The organism is Bradyrhizobium sp. USDA 4452, from assembly GCF_054063575.1.
This window is the reverse complement of the sequence record NZ_JBSSGK010000001.1, coordinates 1855443-1870786: the sequence shown is the minus strand read 5'-3', so window position 1 is coordinate 1870786 and position 15344 is coordinate 1855443. Positions and strand designations below refer to the sequence as shown.

At 65.3% G+C, this 15344-nt stretch carries 13 protein-coding genes; 5 read left to right on the top strand and 8 right to left on the bottom strand.

What is annotated here, in order from left to right; translation table 11 throughout:
• Genes ACVISU_RS08890 through ACVISU_RS08870 form a run of 5 tightly spaced genes read right to left on the bottom strand, consistent with a single transcriptional unit; the run spans position 1 to position 5375 of the window.
• A complete protein-coding gene (locus tag ACVISU_RS08890) occupies positions 1–1533 on the bottom strand; it encodes an ABC transporter ATP-binding protein (RefSeq protein ID WP_083992309.1) in 1533 nt (510 codons plus the stop codon).
• Positions 1530–2213: a biuret amidohydrolase gene (gene biuH, locus ACVISU_RS08885; protein WP_456706679.1), complete on the bottom strand. Its 684-nt coding sequence runs from the start codon at positions 2211–2213 to the stop codon at positions 1530–1532. The genes ACVISU_RS08890 and biuH overlap by 4 nt, the downstream gene beginning before the upstream one ends.
• An 18-nt stretch (positions 2214–2231) precedes the next feature.
• Positions 2232–3158, bottom strand: a complete 927-nt coding sequence (locus ACVISU_RS08880) for an ABC transporter permease (protein ID WP_063695580.1) — start codon at positions 3156–3158, stop codon at positions 2232–2234.
• A 1-nt stretch (position 3159) separates the two neighbouring features.
• Entirely contained in the window at positions 3160–4269 is a 1110-nt protein-coding gene (locus ACVISU_RS08875; RefSeq protein ID WP_456706678.1) for an ABC transporter permease, read from the bottom strand.
• Positions 4266–5375 (bottom strand): BMP family ABC transporter substrate-binding protein, encoded by a 1110-nt coding sequence (locus ACVISU_RS08870; protein ID WP_456706677.1) that lies wholly within the window; start codon positions 5373–5375, stop codon positions 4266–4268. The genes ACVISU_RS08875 and ACVISU_RS08870 overlap by 4 nt, the downstream gene beginning before the upstream one ends.
• Before the next feature lie 371 nt (positions 5376–5746).
• On the opposite strand from ACVISU_RS08870, the gene ACVISU_RS08865 reads away from it, so the two are divergent.
• From ACVISU_RS08865 to ACVISU_RS08855, 3 genes are all read left to right on the top strand, one after another.
• Positions 5747–7018: an allantoate amidohydrolase gene (locus ACVISU_RS08865; protein WP_456706676.1), complete on the top strand. Its 1272-nt coding sequence runs from the start codon at positions 5747–5749 to the stop codon at positions 7016–7018.
• A 149-nt stretch (positions 7019–7167) separates the two neighbouring features.
• On the top strand, positions 7168–8406 hold the full coding sequence (locus ACVISU_RS08860) for an ATP-binding protein (RefSeq protein WP_456706675.1): 1239 nt from the start codon (positions 7168–7170) through the stop codon (positions 8404–8406).
• Positions 8407–8555: 149 nt separating this feature from the next.
• Positions 8556–8777 carry a hypothetical protein gene (locus tag ACVISU_RS08855; RefSeq protein WP_050404228.1) on the top strand — a complete coding sequence of 74 codons (222 nt, stop codon included), beginning with the start codon at positions 8556–8558 and terminating at the stop codon, positions 8775–8777.
• Here ACVISU_RS08855 and ACVISU_RS08850 read toward each other — a convergent pair.
• Entirely contained in the window at positions 8725–9696 is a 972-nt protein-coding gene (locus tag ACVISU_RS08850; RefSeq protein WP_456706674.1) for a LysR substrate-binding domain-containing protein, read from the bottom strand. The genes ACVISU_RS08855 and ACVISU_RS08850 overlap by 53 nt on opposite strands.
• 86 nt (positions 9697–9782) lie before the next feature.
• On the opposite strand from ACVISU_RS08850, the gene ACVISU_RS08845 reads away from it, so the two are divergent.
• Positions 9783–10865, top strand: coding sequence for a YeiH family protein (locus tag ACVISU_RS08845; RefSeq protein ID WP_050404230.1), 1083 nt, complete (start codon positions 9783–9785; stop codon positions 10863–10865).
• A 13-nt stretch (positions 10866–10878) separates the two neighbouring features.
• Here ACVISU_RS08845 and ACVISU_RS08840 read toward each other — a convergent pair whose 3' ends face one another.
• Positions 10879–11892: a formamidase gene (locus ACVISU_RS08840; protein WP_050404231.1), complete on the bottom strand. Its 1014-nt coding sequence runs from the start codon at positions 11890–11892 to the stop codon at positions 10879–10881.
• Between the two features lie 294 nt (positions 11893–12186).
• Here ACVISU_RS08840 and ACVISU_RS08835 point away from each other — a divergent pair, with 294 nt between their 5' ends.
• Positions 12187–12864, top strand: a complete 678-nt coding sequence (locus tag ACVISU_RS08835) for a cysteine hydrolase family protein (RefSeq protein ID WP_456706673.1) — start codon at positions 12187–12189, stop codon at positions 12862–12864.
• A gap of 635 nt (positions 12865–13499) precedes the next feature.
• Here the strand turns inward: ACVISU_RS08835 and ACVISU_RS08830 are convergent.
• On the bottom strand, positions 13500–15188 hold the full coding sequence (locus ACVISU_RS08830; protein ID WP_456706672.1) for an aspartate:alanine exchanger family transporter: 1689 nt from the start codon (positions 15186–15188) through the stop codon (positions 13500–13502).
• Positions 15189–15344: the final 156 nt, after the last annotated feature.

The window sequence follows — 15344 nt, the reverse complement described above, 5'->3', positions numbered from 1 at the left end:
TCAGTGCCCGGCCATATGCCGGCCGATCTCCGTGAGGTCGGCCTCGCTGGCGCGGGCCTCGTGCACGAACGCGCCGTGGAACATCACGACCAGCCGGTCCGATAATTCCAGCAGCTCGTCGAGGTCTTCGCTGACCAAGAGCACCGCAGCGCCCCGATTGCGCGCCGCCATGATCTCGGCGTGGATCTGCGCCACCGCCGCGAAATCGAGCCCGAAGCACGGATTGGCCGCGATCAGGACCTCGACGTCGCCCGAGAGCTCGCGCGCCAGCACCGCGCGCTGCACATTGCCGCCCGACAGCGCCGCGATCGGCGTCTCCGGCGTGCGGGTCTTGATCTTGTAGCGGTTGATCTTGCGTTCGGCGTCTTCGCGGAACGCCGACCGATCCAGCCACCAGCCGCCGCGTGCGAACGGGGCGCGGTCGAACTCGCGGAAGGCGATGTTGTCGGCGACGCTCATGCCGCCGACGCAGGCGTTCTTCAGCGGCTCCTCGGGCAGCAGCGACATCTTGTGGCGGCGCATCTCCTCGCGGCTCGCCGCATAGGCTTCGCCCTGGACGCGGATCACGCCGCTCTCGGCTTCGCGCTGGCCGGCCAGCACCTCGACCAGCTGGCGCTGGCCGTTGCCGGACACGCCGGCGATGCCGACGATCTCGCCGCTCTTCACCGTCAGCGACACGCCGTGCACGGCGATCGCGCCGGCATCGTCGAGCGCGGTGAGCTTGTCGAGCTCGAGCCGCGGCGCGCCGGTCTCGCCGGTGCGCGGCGGCTGCACGGTCAGCTGCTCGGCGCCGATCATGGTGCGGGCCATCTCGTCGGGCGTGAGGTCGGCAACGCGGCCGGTGCCGGCGAGCTTGCCGCGGCGCAGGATCGTGACGTCATCGGCAAACGCCATCACCTCGCGGAACTTGTGTGTGATCATCAGGATGGTCAGTTCGCCCGCGACCACCATGGCGCGCAGCATGCCGAGCACCTCGTCGGCCTCGCCCGGCGTCAGCACCGAGGTCGGCTCATCCAGGATCAGGAAGCGGCGCTTCAGATAGAGCTGCTTGAGGATTTCGCATTTCTGCCGCTCGCCGGCGGAGATGTCGGAGACCTTTGCGTCGAGCGGCACCTTGAACGGCATCCGCGAAAGGAAGGCCTCGAGCTCCTTCTTCTCCTTGCGCCAGTCGACCACGGAAGGCACATCGTCGCGCGCCAGCACCAGGTTTTCGGCGACCGTCATCGCCGGCACCAGCGTGAAATGCTGGTAGACCATGCCGAGCCCGAGCGCATGCGCGTCCTTGGGATTGGCGATGGCCTGCTGGCGATCGCCGACGATGATATCGCCCTCGGTCGCGTGGTAATAGCCCATGATGCACTTGACGAGCGTGCTCTTGCCGGCGCCGTTCTCGCCGAGCAGCGCGTGGAACGAGCCCGGGCGCACCTTGAGCTCGACATTGTCGAGCGCAAGGAAGTCGCCGAACCGCATCGTCATGGCGATGGCGTCGACGCCGAACGCGCCTGTGGGTAGCGGCGGTTCGCCGATGATCACGACAGCGCCCCGATCAGATCGGCGGACTTCGTCACCGCGCCGAACACACCGCCCTGCATCTTGATCATCTTCAGCGCATGGTCGTGGTTGCTCCTGTCGGTCGCGCCGCAGCAATCCTCCACCAGCACGCATTCGAAGCCGCGATCGTTGGCCTCGCGCATCGTGGTGTGGACGCAGACGTCGGTGGTGATGCCGGTCAGCACGATATTCTCGATGCCGCGCAGCCGCAGCATCAGCTCGAGATCGGTGGCGCAGAACGAGCCCTTGCCGGGCTTGTCGATAATGGGTTCGCCCGGCAGCGGCGCGAGATCGGGAATGATCTCCCAGCCCGGCTCGCCGCGCACCAGGATGCGGCCGCACGGGCCGGGATCGCCGATGCCGGCGCCGATCTGGCGCGAGCGCCAGCGCTTGTTGGCGGGCAGGTCGGCGAGATCAGGCCGGTGGCCTTCGCGGGTGTGGATGATGTGAAAGCCCTGCGCGCGCATCGCCGCGAGCAGCTTCCTGATGGGCTCGATCGGCGCACGGGTCAGCGAGAGGTCGTAGCCCATCTTGTCGACATAGCCGCCGACGCCGCAGAAATCGGTCTGCATGTCGATGATGATCAGCGCGGTATTCTCTGGCCGCAAATCGCCATTATAGGGCCAGGCGTAGGGCTCGGACTTGATGAAGCGCTCGGACATGGAATGATCTCGCTGGCTCTATCGGGTGATCGACAATTCGGCGGGCGCGCCGGTCAGCGTGCGCTTCGGCGAGCAGGTAATGATCATGATCGCCAAGGTGAGGATGTAGGGCGCGGCGTTGAACAGATGATAGCCGGAGGTGATGCCGACCGATTGCAGCGCGGGCCCGAGGGCTGCGGCGCCGCCGAACGCAAGCGAGGCCCACAGGCACAGCATCGGATCCCAACGCGCGAAGATCACCAGCGCCACCGCCGTGATGCCCTGTCCGGAGGAGAGGCCTTCGTTCCAGCTGCCGGGATAGAACAACGACAGGAACGAGCCGCCGATGCCGGCGAGGAAACCGCCGACCATGGTGGCGCGCAAGCGGATCAATAACACGGAATGGCCCATCGCGCGCGCCGCGTCGGCGCTCTCGCCGGCGGTGCGGATCAACAGGCCCCAGCGCGTGGTTTTGAACGCCCAGTACAGCAGCGGTGCGATCGCGACGCCGATCAGGAACAGCACGTTGATGCGCAGCGCCGCGCGCACCTGCGGCACGTCGCTCCACCAGCCGAAATCGATCGCCGGCAGCCGTGCCGCGGTCGGCTCGATCAGCGGCTTGCCGAGGAAGAACGCCAAGCCAGTTCCGAGCAGCATCAGCGCGATGCCGACCGCGATGTCGTTGACGCGCGGCAGCGAGCAGATGCCGGCATGCAGCGCGCCGAACAGCGCGCCGGTGATCCCGGCCGCGAGCACGCCGAGCCAAGGCGAACCGGAGAGATAGGAGATGCCGTAGGCGCTCATCGCGCCCATCACCAGCGTGCCCTCGAGGCCGAGATTGATGCGGCCGCTTCGCTCGGTGATGCACTCGCCGAGGCTGACGAACAGGAACGGCGTCGAGACGCGGATGGCGCCGCCGAACACGGCGAGCGGAACGGTCCAGAGCCCGAGCGATGCGTCCGCCATGTCAGGACTTTCCCTTCAGGAAGCCGATCCGCCCGTAGAGCGCGTCGCTCGCCAGGACGAACACGAAGATGATGCCTTGCAACACCAGCACCGAGGCGTCGGGCAGGCCGAGCCGCCGCTGCAACAGGCCGCCGGAGGCCGAGATGCCGCCGAGCAGGATCGCCACCGGAATGATCGCGAGCGGATTCTGCCGCGCCAGGAACGCGACAAGGATGCCGGTGAAGCCGTAGCCGGCCGCGAGGTTGGCATTGGTGCGGCCCTGCACGGCCGCGACCTCGATCATGCCGGCGAGGCCCGCGCTGCTGCCGGCAAGGAAGCAGACGGTCAGGATCAGCTTGCCGACCGAGAGCCCGACGATCTTGGCGGCGCGGATGTTGCCGCCGGCAACCCGCGCGGCGAAGCCGAAGGTGGTGTGATAGATCAGGATGTAGGCGGCGACGGCCGCAACAAGGCCGAACACCAGCCCCCAGTGCACGTCGGTGCCGGGAATGGTGCCGATCATGTTGGCGGCGCCGATCTCGCGGGTCGACGGCTTGTTGAGGCTCGCCGGATCGCGCATCGGTCCCTCGACCAGATGGTTCAGAACCGCGAGCGCGATATAGACCAGCAGCAGGCTCGAGATCGTCTCGTTGACCCCGCGATATTGCCGCAAGCCCCCGGACAGCGTGATCCAGAGACCGCCGCCGATCATGCCCGCGATGACCATCGCGACCTGCACCACGATCGGCGCCGCGCCCTGCAGCGCCAGCGCTGCCGATGTCGCCGCCAGCGCGCCGATCAGCAGCGCGCCTTCGCCGCCGATGATCACCATGCCGAGCTGCGCCGGCAGCGCCGTGCACAGCGCGGTCAGGATCAACGGCGCGGCGCGGGTCAGCGTGTTCTGCCAGGAGAACCACGTTCCGAACGCGCCGTAATACATGTAGAAATAGAGGTCGAGCGGGTTCTTGCCGTAGAGTGCGATGAAGCCGCCGAACACCGCGAGCGCGCCGACCAGCGCCGCGCCCGGGATCAGGATGTATTCGATGCTCGCGCCGTAGCGCTGGAGGAAACCGGGATCGGCGGCCGGAGCAACGCCGGCCGCCTCCACCGATTCCGCCGCCTCGGTCGTCACGCGGTGGCTCCGATCACGCCCTCGACCAGATAGTCCATCTTCTCGAGTTCGGGATCCTGCTGGCCGCGGTCGGTGCCGGAAGCAATCACCGTCTTGCCCTTGTTGTCGGCGATCGGACCCTTGAAGATGGTGTAGTCGCCGGACATGAACTTGGCCTTGACGTCGTCGGCAGCTTTGCGCGCCTCCGCCGAGACCATCTCGCCATAGGGCGAGACCTTGACGATCTCTTCCTTGAGGCCGCCGCGATAGAAGTTCGGGATCGCCTCTCCAGCCACGATCATCTTGACGAATTTCGGATAGAGCGCTTCCCAATTCCATTCGGCGCCGGTGAGATAGGCCTTCGGCGCCAGCGGCGACTGGTTGACGTGATAGCCGCACACCATCGCGCCGCGGCGCGCTGCGTTCTCGACCATCGTCTTCGGTCCGTCGACATGGCAGGTCAGCACGTCGACGCCCTGGTCGATCAGGCTGTTGGTGGCCTCGGCTTCCTTAACCGGCATCGACCAGTCGCCGGTGAAGATCACCTGCGTGGTCGCCTTGGGATTGGCGAGCCGGGCGCCGAGCGTGAACGCGTTGATGTTGCGCAGCACCTGCGGGATCGGCTTGGCCGCGACGAAGCCGAGCTTGCCGCTCTTGGTCGAATAGCCGGCGACGATGCCGGAGATGTATTGCGCCTCGTCGATGTAGCCGAAATAGCTGCCGGCGTTCTTCGGGTCCTTGTCTGACCACAGGCCGCCGCAATGCTCGAAGCGCAGCTTCGGAAATTTGGCCGCCATCTTGAGAACGTGCGGGTTGTAGTAGCCGAACGAGGTCGGGAACAAGAGTGTGGCACCGTCGAGGTTGATCATGGACTCGATGGTCTTCTCGACCGCATCGGTCTCCGGCACCTTCTCTTCCTCGACCACCTTGATGCCGGGAAGCTTCTTCAGCGCCGCGGCGCCCTGCGCGTGGGCCTGGTTGTAGCCGTAGTCGTCGCGCGACCCGACATAGATGAATCCGACCGTGGTTTCCGCTGCCGCTGCGCCGCGAACGCCGAGCGTGCTGCCGAGCGCCAATGCTGCGCTTCCCTGCAATAAATGCCTTCTTGAAATCCTGCCAAAATCCATCGCCTGCTCCCTCCGGCGGGCCGGCCCGCCTGTCCTTGCCGCAGCCGCCATAACGGCGGCGCTTGACGGAGTGTCGCAAGCTTCGTGCCAGAGCCTGTTTGGCGATCACAATTCCATAAGTGTTTGAATATGAAATAGAACGTTGAACGGCATGTGGCGGTTCGGACCGCGATCGGCGTCGATTTGCCTATTTTTCGAGCTATCTATCGGTGTTGTATGCAATACCGTTAAGCAGTCGCTAACCGCCGGACGGCCGATGCGAGTCCTAATGGGACGGATGCTCAAACCGCGATTTGCCGGCTGGTGAATCGGATCGGGCCTGCTACGAGTGAGGCGGGCTGCAGCGCCGGGGCGGACTGATGGGAAACAGCATGAGCGAGACCAAACCGTCCTCGAATCCGTCGTCCCTTGGCGAGGAGATCGTGGCGCGGATTGATCAACTCGCGGCGATCTCCGAGACGCCGGAGCATCTGGCGCGCGTCTTCCTCACCGACGAGCATCGCAAGGCGGCCGATCTCATCCTGTCGTGGATGCGCGAGGCCGGCATGAGCGCGCATCTCGACGCCATCGGCAATGTCTGCGGCCGCTACGAGGGTGAGCGGCCAGGCCTGCCGGCCCTGATGCTCGGTTCGCACTACGACACCGTGCGCGACGCCGGCCGGTGGGACGGCCCGCTCGGTGTCATCACCGCGATCGCCTGCGTCGCCGATCTCAACCGGCGCGGCAGGCGGCTGCCGTTCGCGATCGAGATCGTGGGTTTTGCCGACGAGGAGGGCGTGCGCTTCGCCTCGACCCTGCTCGGCAGCCGCGCGGTCGCCGGCACCTTCGACGAGAGCGTGCTCAACACGCGCGATCGCGCCGGCACCTCGATGCGCGATGCGCTGATTCAATTCGGGCTCGATCCCGATCACATCGGCAAGGCGGCGCGCGCCCGCCGCGAGCTGCTCGGCTATGTCGAGCTGCACATCGAGCAGGGGCCGGTGCTGGAACAGAACGCGTTGCCGGTCGGCGTCGTATCAGCGATTTCAGGCGCGACGCGGCTCGCTGCCAATCTCACCGGCGTCGCCGGCCACGCCGGCACCGTGCCGATGAAGCTGCGGCGCGATGCGCTGGCCGGCGCTGCCGAATGCATCGTTGCGATCGAGCAATTCTGCAGGAGCGACGAGGCCGGCCTGGTCGGCACCGTCGGCTACATCAACGCCATGCCCGGCGCCACCAACGTGATCCCCGGAAAGGTCTCGTTCACAATGGACATCCGCTCCCAGAGCGACACGCATCGCAAGCGTGCTGTCGCCGATATCGTGCGGCAGATCGAGGCGATCGCAAGGCGTCGCGAGCTCGCCTTGCAGATCGACGTCACCCACGAGAACCACAGTGTGCCCTGCGCGCCATGGCTCAAGACGCAGATCGCCGCGGCGGTCGCGGCCGAGGGGCACGCCGTGTTCGAGCTGCCGAGCGGCGCCGGCCACGACGGCATGGCGATGGTCGATGTCGCCGATATCGGCATGATCTTCGTGCGCTGCCGCGGCGGGATCAGCCACAATCCCGCCGAGCATGTCGAGCTCGCCGACGCCGACACCGGCGCGCGCGTGCTGCTGCGCCTCGTCGAGAATTTCCGAGCGCACGGTACAGTGAATAGCTGAGGCCGCCGCGAGGCGGCAGGTACCGATCCCGGCTCCGCCAACCTCAACCCGTGCCGATTCTGGACAGGGCCGACGCCAATGCCGGCTTGGCTCCGCCTATTGCGGGAACATCGTGAACCGCTAGACTTGGCGTCAACGGGGGGAAGGACATGCAGTCGTCCGTCGTCCAGGACGTTCAGTTCCCAAAGCAACCGGCGCTGCAGCTGATCTATGACACGGCGCCGATCGGTCTTGCTTACCTCTCTCCGGATTGCCGTTACCTCCAGATCAACCAGCGGCTCACCGAGATATGTGGCATCTCGGTCGAAGGCCATCTCGGACGCACGGTGCATGATTGCGTGCCCGGACTCGCCACCGCGGTCGAGGGCATCGTTCGCTCGATCATGGAGACCGGAGAACCCGTGACCGGCGTCGAGGTGTACGGCCAGCGTCCGGGCCACAATGACGAACGATGCTGGATCACGCATTGGCATCCGCAGCGCGAGCCGAACGGCAGCATCGTCGGGGTCAACGTCGCGGCCGAAGAGATCACCGACCGCAAGCGCAGCGAACGCGAGATCCGCGCCGCGCGCGATGCAGCCGAGAAGGCCTTGCATCATTTGCAGGAGACCCAGGCGTCGCTGATCGAAGCGGAAAAACTTGCGGCGCTGGGTAGGCTGGTGGCCGGCGTCGCGCATGAGATCAACAGTCCGGTCGGCACCAGCCTCACGGTCGCCTCGGTGCTGGAGCAGAAATGCGCCGCCTTCGCCGCCGAGGCCGCGCGCGGCAAGCTGAAGCGCTCGACCCTCAGTGATTTCATCGAGGTGGTCGAAAGCGCGTCGGCGCTTTTGGTCGGCAACCTCAAGCGCGCGGCGGACCTGGTGCAATCCTTCAAGCAGGTGGCGGTCGATCGCAGCTATTTCGACCGCAGCCAGTTCGATCTCGGCGAGATGACCGAGCAGGTGCTTTCGAATTTGCGTCCGGCCTTGCCGAAGAACAATCTGGCGCTCGGGGTCGATTGCCCGTCCGGTCTTGCGATGAACAGCTATCCCGGCCCGTACGGCCAGGCGCTGACCAATCTGTTCGTCAACTCGGTCGTGCACGCATTTCCGGACGGCAAGGGCGGCACCATCACGATCCGGCTGCGCGCGCTGGGTACCGACCAGGTGGAGATCCTGTTCACCGACGATGGCTGCGGGATGAGCCACGACGTGCTGCGGCAGGCCTTCGATCCCTTCTTCACCACGCGCCGCGACATCGGCCGCATCGGGCTCGGCCTCCACATCGTGCACAACATCGTCACGAACCGGCTGGGCGGCGAGCTCCTTCTGGACAGCGCCCCGGGCATGGGAACCAGCGTGCGGATCACGCTGCCGCGCCTGGCGCCGCAGCGCGCGATCGATCATTGAGGCCGGACTGGCGGGCTGAGAAGGAAATGCTCTCCGGCTTTCGGGCTGGAAAACGTCCTTCCAAGGTACCGGCGCAAAAGGCACTCCGTGACCCTTGCTTCTGCCCCCGTCGTCGCGACATTGTTGCGGTATTCTTTGATGGTACGACGATGAGCCAATCCGCATTCGAGCCCTTCGGTGAGCCGGTTCCCGCGGTCGATTCCTCGGCCGCGAGCGAGGGCCTGTCGAAATGGCTGAAGACCGCGGGCACCAGCGTGTTCTGGGTGCTGGTGGTCGGCATCGTGCTGGCGCGCGCGGTCTATTTCGAGCCCGGCGTGTTCAGCTTCGAGCACGCGATTGCGTGGGCGCAGGGTCTGTTCGCCGCGCTTTAGCCGCCGGCATGCGCGGCGCCGTCTTCGCGGCCCGCGTCTCCCGAATGATCCCCTCGAACGCCACCGCCGCCGGCACGTCGAGCCGGCCGGGCGATTTGAGCTGCCATAGCGTGCGTTCGATATGGACGCCCTTGATCGGGATCACCTTCAGCTTTCCGAGCTTCACCTGATCGTCGATGGTCGCGATCGACACGATGGCGACGCCGACGCCTGAGGCCACCGCCTGCTTGATCGCCTCGGTGCTGCCGATCTCGAGCGTGCGCTGCGGCTCGACGCGGTGAGCGGCGAGCGCCTGCGCGACCACCTCGCGCGTGCCCGAGCCGGGCTCACGCACGATCAGGATCTCGTCGTTCAGTGACCGGACGTCGATCGGGCCTGCGGCGGCCGCGAAGCGGTGATCGGGCGCTGCGATCAAGACCATCACGTCGGCGCGCCAGGCTTCGCTGGTCAGGTTTTCGTCCTCGACCGGCCCCTCGACCAGCGCGATCTCGATCTCATGCCCCAGCATCAACGCGGCAATATCAGAGGTGTTGGCGCTGACGACATGCAGGTCGATGCCGGGAAAGGCGCGGTGGAACACGCCGAGATATTCCGGGATCATGTAGGTCGCGATCGTGGTGCTGGCGCCGATCCGCAGCGAGCCGCTGTCGAGGTTGCGCAGCGCCTGCAATTCGTCCTCGGCGGCGCGCTCGGCCGCGAACAGCGTCTCGGCATGGCGGGCCAGCGCCGCGCCCTCGCGGGTCGGGCGCACGCCCTTCGGGGTGCGGTCGAGCAGCCGGCAGCCGACCTGCAGTTCGAAATCCCGCACGCCCTTGGAGATCGCCGGCTGGCTGATGTGCAGCAGATCGGCGGCGCGGGAGAAGCTTCCAGTTCTCGCCACGGCCGCGAACAGGCGGAGCAGGTGCAGGTTGAGGGACATAACTTCTCTCTATCGGGGCAGTTCGAAAAGATATTAGCCAAGAGGCGCCCGTAGGCGCATAAAATCTTCTCTGAAAAGAGGATTTCGTGCCGCAACAAGAACAAGACCAGGGGCAGAAGCAGGGCGTGCTGAGGCGCGTATTCCTGCTCATTCCGGGCATTCTGCTCTGCGGGGTGGTCACGATTGTCTCGCTCGGCATCCAGGCCGCCGAAGAGCGGGTTTTCGAGCACCCCTATATCGAGGCCCTGGTCGTTGCGATCCTGCTCGGCATGGCGGTCCGCACCGCCTGGGAGCCCGCGGAGCGCTGGCGCTCGGGCATCGCCTTCAGCGCCAAGCAGCTGCTCGAGGTCGCGGTGATGCTGCTCGGCGCGTCCATCAGCTTCGCCGCGATCCTGGCCTCGGGCTGGCTCCTGATCGGCGCGATCGCGCTGACCGTCGTCATCATGCTGGCGGTGAGCTATGGCCTCGCCCGCCTGCTCGGGCTCAAGGCCAAGCTCGCGATCCTGATCGCCTGCGGCAACTCGATCTGCGGCAACTCCGCGATTGCGGCGGTAGCGCCGGTGATCGAGGCCGATGGCGATGACATCGCCTCGTCGATCTCGTTCACCGCCATTCTCGGCGTGCTGATGGTGCTCGGCCTGCCGCTGCTGATCCCGCTCTTGAAGCTGACGGCGACGCAATACGGCATCCTCGCCGGCCTCACGGTCTATGCCGTGCCGCAGGTGCTGGCGGCGACCGTGCCGGCCGGCATCGTCTCGACCCAGATCGGCACGCTGGTGAAGCTGGTGCGCGTCCTGATGCTGGGCCCGATCGTGGTTACCCTTTCGCTGCTCGTGGCGCGGCGGCGCAAGGCAGGCACCGAGGCCGGCACGGCCGAGGAGGGTCCTGCAAAGGCAGCCGCGATCAGCCCGTTCAAGCTGGTGCCCTGGTTCATCATCGGCTTTTTGGTGCTGGCCGCCCTGCGTTCGTTCCAGCTGGTGCCCGACATCGCAATCGCGCCGGTGACGAAGACGGCCGCGATTCTCACCGTGGTGTCGATGGCCGCGCTCGGGCTCGGCGTCGATGTGCGCGTGCTCTCGACCGTCGGCGGCCGCGTGACGGCGGCCGTCACGCTGTCGCTGATGCTGCTGCTGGCCCTGAGCATCGGCCTCGTGCACTTCTTCAAGTAGCCGCGAGGGGGCGCTACTCGGCGGCCTTCGCGGTCTTGCCGAACAGCCGGGTCGGTGCAGGAAAGCCGCAGGACGTGCCGTCGGTGATCTTGACCTGGTCTTCCCAGGGCAGGCGGAAGCGGCCGGACACCATGTCCTGCATGAAGGTGTAGGGGCAATCCATCGCGCCGCCCTTCACCGCGACATAGCCGCGGTGCCAGAGTTGATAGATGTTGTTCTCGACGCCCCAGTTGATCCGCGCCTCGCGCACGAGGTCGGGCCGCACCTCGGCGGTGATGATCTCGTCGGCCCGCCCCGTGGTCCCGTGCGCGATGATGCTGCCGTCGAAATTGACGATCATGCCTTCGCCCATCGAATCGAACGAGCCGTCCGAGCCGCACATGCAGACATTGGCCGTCACCATCAGGTTCTGGAACGCGTTGGCCTGGTTGGTGAAGCGCCAGCTGTCGCGGATCGGCGCGGTGTAGCCTGCGGTGCGGATCATGATCTCGGCGCCCTTGTAGGCGCATTCGCGGGCCATCTCCGGGAACATGCCGTCGTGGCAGATGATCAGCGCGATCTTCGCGCCCTTCGGCCCGTCGATCACGGGAATGCCGATGTCGCCCGGCTCCCACGGCTCGACCGGAATCCAGGGATGGAATTTGCGGTAGTAGAGCTTGATCTCGCCGTGATCGTCGATGATCAGCCCGGAATTGTAGGGGTTGCCGTGCGGATTGAACTCCATGATGGAGAAGCAGCCCCAGATCTTGTTGTCGATGCAGGCCATCTTGAACGCCGCAACTTCAGGCCCGTCGAGCCGGCACATGATCTCCGGGTTGGTATCCATCGATAAACCATGCAGCGAATACTCCGGGAAGACGACCAGATCCATGGTGGCGAGATTGCGCCGCGCCTTGCCGACCATCCAGACGATGCGCTCGGTCTGCCGTGCCAGATCGGCCTTGGTCGCGACCGCGGGCAGCTGCAGCTGCACCAGTCCGATCACCACGCCGTTGGGTGATTTGTTGAGGCCGCCAAGTCCATTCATGCCTGTCCTCCCGCCTGTTTGAAATGGGCTGTCTTTCGCGAACGATGGTTTTCGTTCGGTCGGGCTTCCCGTCCGGCTTCCGGTTAGCAACGATCATGCCAGCAAGATCGAACGACCGGCAAATCAGGTGCCGGTGAGAGCGCGGGAGGATGGCGCGGAGAACGGCTGCGCGCGTGTCCCAACAGATTGAGATGCCGGACGTTTCGGGCGTTGCGGTCGGCGGGCGTATCATTGCGCGATGGCACGCGGTTTGCTTAATCAGGCGCAGGTCTTCTCGCAGTCGGGGTGTGCGTCATGGCGAATTCAAGCGGGACAATCGCGGCGGAGCCGGCGCCGATCACGCTGGACTGGAGCAGGACCGCGCTCGTCATCATCGACATGCAGCGCGATTTCATGGAGCCGGGCGGCTTCGGCGAAACGCTCGGCAACGACGTCAGCCAGCTTGCCCGTGCGGTGCAGCCGATCGCCGCGGTGCTCGCGGCAGTGCGTGACGCCGGCTTGCTCGTGGTCCATACCCGCGAGGGCCATCTGCCCGATCTCTCCGATGCGCCGCCGGCGAAAGTCGAGCGCGGCGCGCCGTCGCTGCGGATCGGCGATCCCGGACCGATGGGGCGGATCCTGATCCGCGGCGAGGCCGGACACGACATCATCCCCGAGCTTTATCCGCTCGAGAGCGAGATCGTGATCGACAAGTCGGGCAAGGGCGCGTTCTACGCCACCGAATTCGGCGACATCCTGCAGAAATACGGCATCGAGAATCTCCTGGTCTGCGGCGTCACCACCGAGGTCTGCGTCAACACCACGGTGCGCGAGGCCAACGACCGCGGCTACCGCTGCGTCGTGATCTCCGACGGCTGCGCGTCCTACTTCCCGGAATTCCACGAGATGGGCCTGAAGATGATCAAGGCCCAGGGCGGCATCTTTGGTTGGGTCACCGATTCAGCCGCGGTGCTGCAGGCACTGACTGGTTAAAGCGCGATGAGATTGAGTTGAATCGTCATCGCGCTTTAGCTCCTTGTTTGAGCATGATCTTCTCGGAAAACCGCTTCACACTTTTCCGGATCATGCTCTAGAATGCTTCCTCGTTAGCAACGCCCACGCGCGCCAACAGCACGCAGCGGCCGAACTCTGATGGTCTGGCTCCCCGGCCCAGGCCTTCTTGTTCATCATCGGCTAGCATCTCGAGTTGTTTTGCGAGCCCCGAAAGGCTGTTGGCGATGTTACGCAGCACATTCGCCTGCTTTGGGGAGACTGCGCGGTCTTTTGATTGACTCCTGTAGCTCCGGGCCAAGTCTCGGCATTCCGCTGCTGTTAGCACCAAAGGGCTCCGCGTCAATCCAGACAAAAAGGCCGCCGGCCCTTGGGGAAGCCAGCGGCCCTGGGGCAGGGTATTGCTCGCGTAGTGGGGGCTACGCGCTTTCTGATTAGCCCACCCACCGCCGGCCAACTTGAGCGAGATCAACTCCGCTTCCACGTGGGGCGCGCGGCCGGGTAACGTCCTGTTGTTGGCTTATGGTCCAACCGGACTTCGCGGCAACGCTCCGAAGCCGAACATCAATCGCTCCGGCCGACGAAATCGATCAGACAGCAGACGATGTGACAAGCCCTCAGCCGCCATATGTGCTGGCCACGATGATCGGGCCGAGCACGGTCAAGATCACATTGCCAACGGCGTAGGGAACGGCAACGCCGAGGACCGGGGTCTGGCTCTCCGCCATCTCGCAGGCGCCGGTTACGGCGGCATCGACGGTCATCGCGCCTGCCAGCGCGCCGCAGGTCACCACGGGATTCATGCGTAGCACGTAAAAGGCAAACAGTGTGGCGACCACCAGTGGCACGATGGTAATGACAAGGCCCATGCCGACAAGCATCAGGCCGTGCGCCTGTATCGCGGTCCAGGCGGCTGCGCCGTTGCCAAGACCTATCGCCGCGATGAAGCCGCCCAGTCCGACATCGATCAGCGTTTGCTGCGCGGCCGGCGGCAGCGCGCCTATGGTTGGCCGGCGCGAACGCAACCAGCCGCAGACGAGGCCGGCGATCAGCGCGCCGCCGCCGCCACCAAGAGTGAGCGCGACGCCGCCAACTTTAATACTGGCAAGACCCGCCAGCAGGCCGACGGCGATACCGGCGGCAAGGAAGGCGATATCGGCGCGGTCGCCTGTCCGCAGGATCTGGCCGACGTTGCCGGCGGCTCGCTCGATATTCCTTGTGCTGCCGACCAACGTCATGACGTCACCCACATAGACACGCGTATCCGCGCTCAACGGCACTTCGCGGCCCATCCGCGTCAGCGCACGCAGGAAGACGCCGCGCGCATTGCCGCCGACCTGTTCGGCCACGTCTCTGAGCGACCGACCGTGAAGCTTGCGATTGTCGACCAGCACTTCGATCACATTGCCGGGAATTGCCTTGAGGATCTCGTCGGCGTCGATTTCGTTGCCTATGATAGGTCTGGCGGCGACGAGGGCTGCGGTGCGTCCGGCGATGACGATGTTGTCGCCAGCCTCCAGCGCGGTGTCCAGATGCGGCTCTATGTCGATCCCTTGACGAACGATGCGTTCAACGACGGTTCGGCTGCCGATTTGCTCCTCAATCGATTTGACCGATCGCCCAGCGGCGGTCGACACGAGATAGGCGCGAGCTTGAAACTTCCGGTACGAGAGATTTTCGGCTGGCGGTGCTTCGCCCCCGGCAAGCTCGGCTTCCAGCTTCTTGGCCTCGGCTTTAAGGTCGACGCGCATCAGCTTCGGTGCGACGAACGGTACAAATAGCAGTGTCAGAATGTAGCCGAGCACATAGGTGACGGCGTAGCCGGCTGCGATATTGGCTTCCTGCTGCTTCAGCACGTCGTCTGGCAGGCCGAGCTGGGCCAGCGCGCCCGACGCGGTGCCGATAACGGAGGATTGCGTCAGCGCACCCGCGGCGATTCCCGATGCCGTGCCAGGATCAAGTCTGAAGCTGAATGCGAACGCAAGCACGATCAGAAGCCCGGTGCCTCCCAGCACCAGCGCCATCGCGACCTGCGCCAGCGTACGCAGGCTGAGCGAAGCGAAGAACTCAGGCCCGGAGCGGTAGCCGATCGTGAATACAAAGAGGCTGAAGAGGATGACGCGGAGCACGGGAGGGAATGCAAAGCTGCCAAACTGCCCGATCAGCACCGCCACGACGAGAACACATGCCGTGGTCCCGATCGCAAATCCGTGAATCTTGACGCGGCCCAGGATCGTGCCGACGGCAATGGCCAACAGCAAGAAGATTTCCGGAGCAGCGGAAATGATCCACCTGATGGTGCTCATATTGCATTTCTCCTGACCAGCCTTGCGGGAGTGTAATTCCGGAAATTCAAGGGATTGCTTGATTCATATCAAGCGGAGGCATGCAGCGCTTGCGAGGGAAGAGCGGACGCCGTTGCCTCACTCGTCGGCTGGCCAGTGCCTTGCGCGGCTCGTCGA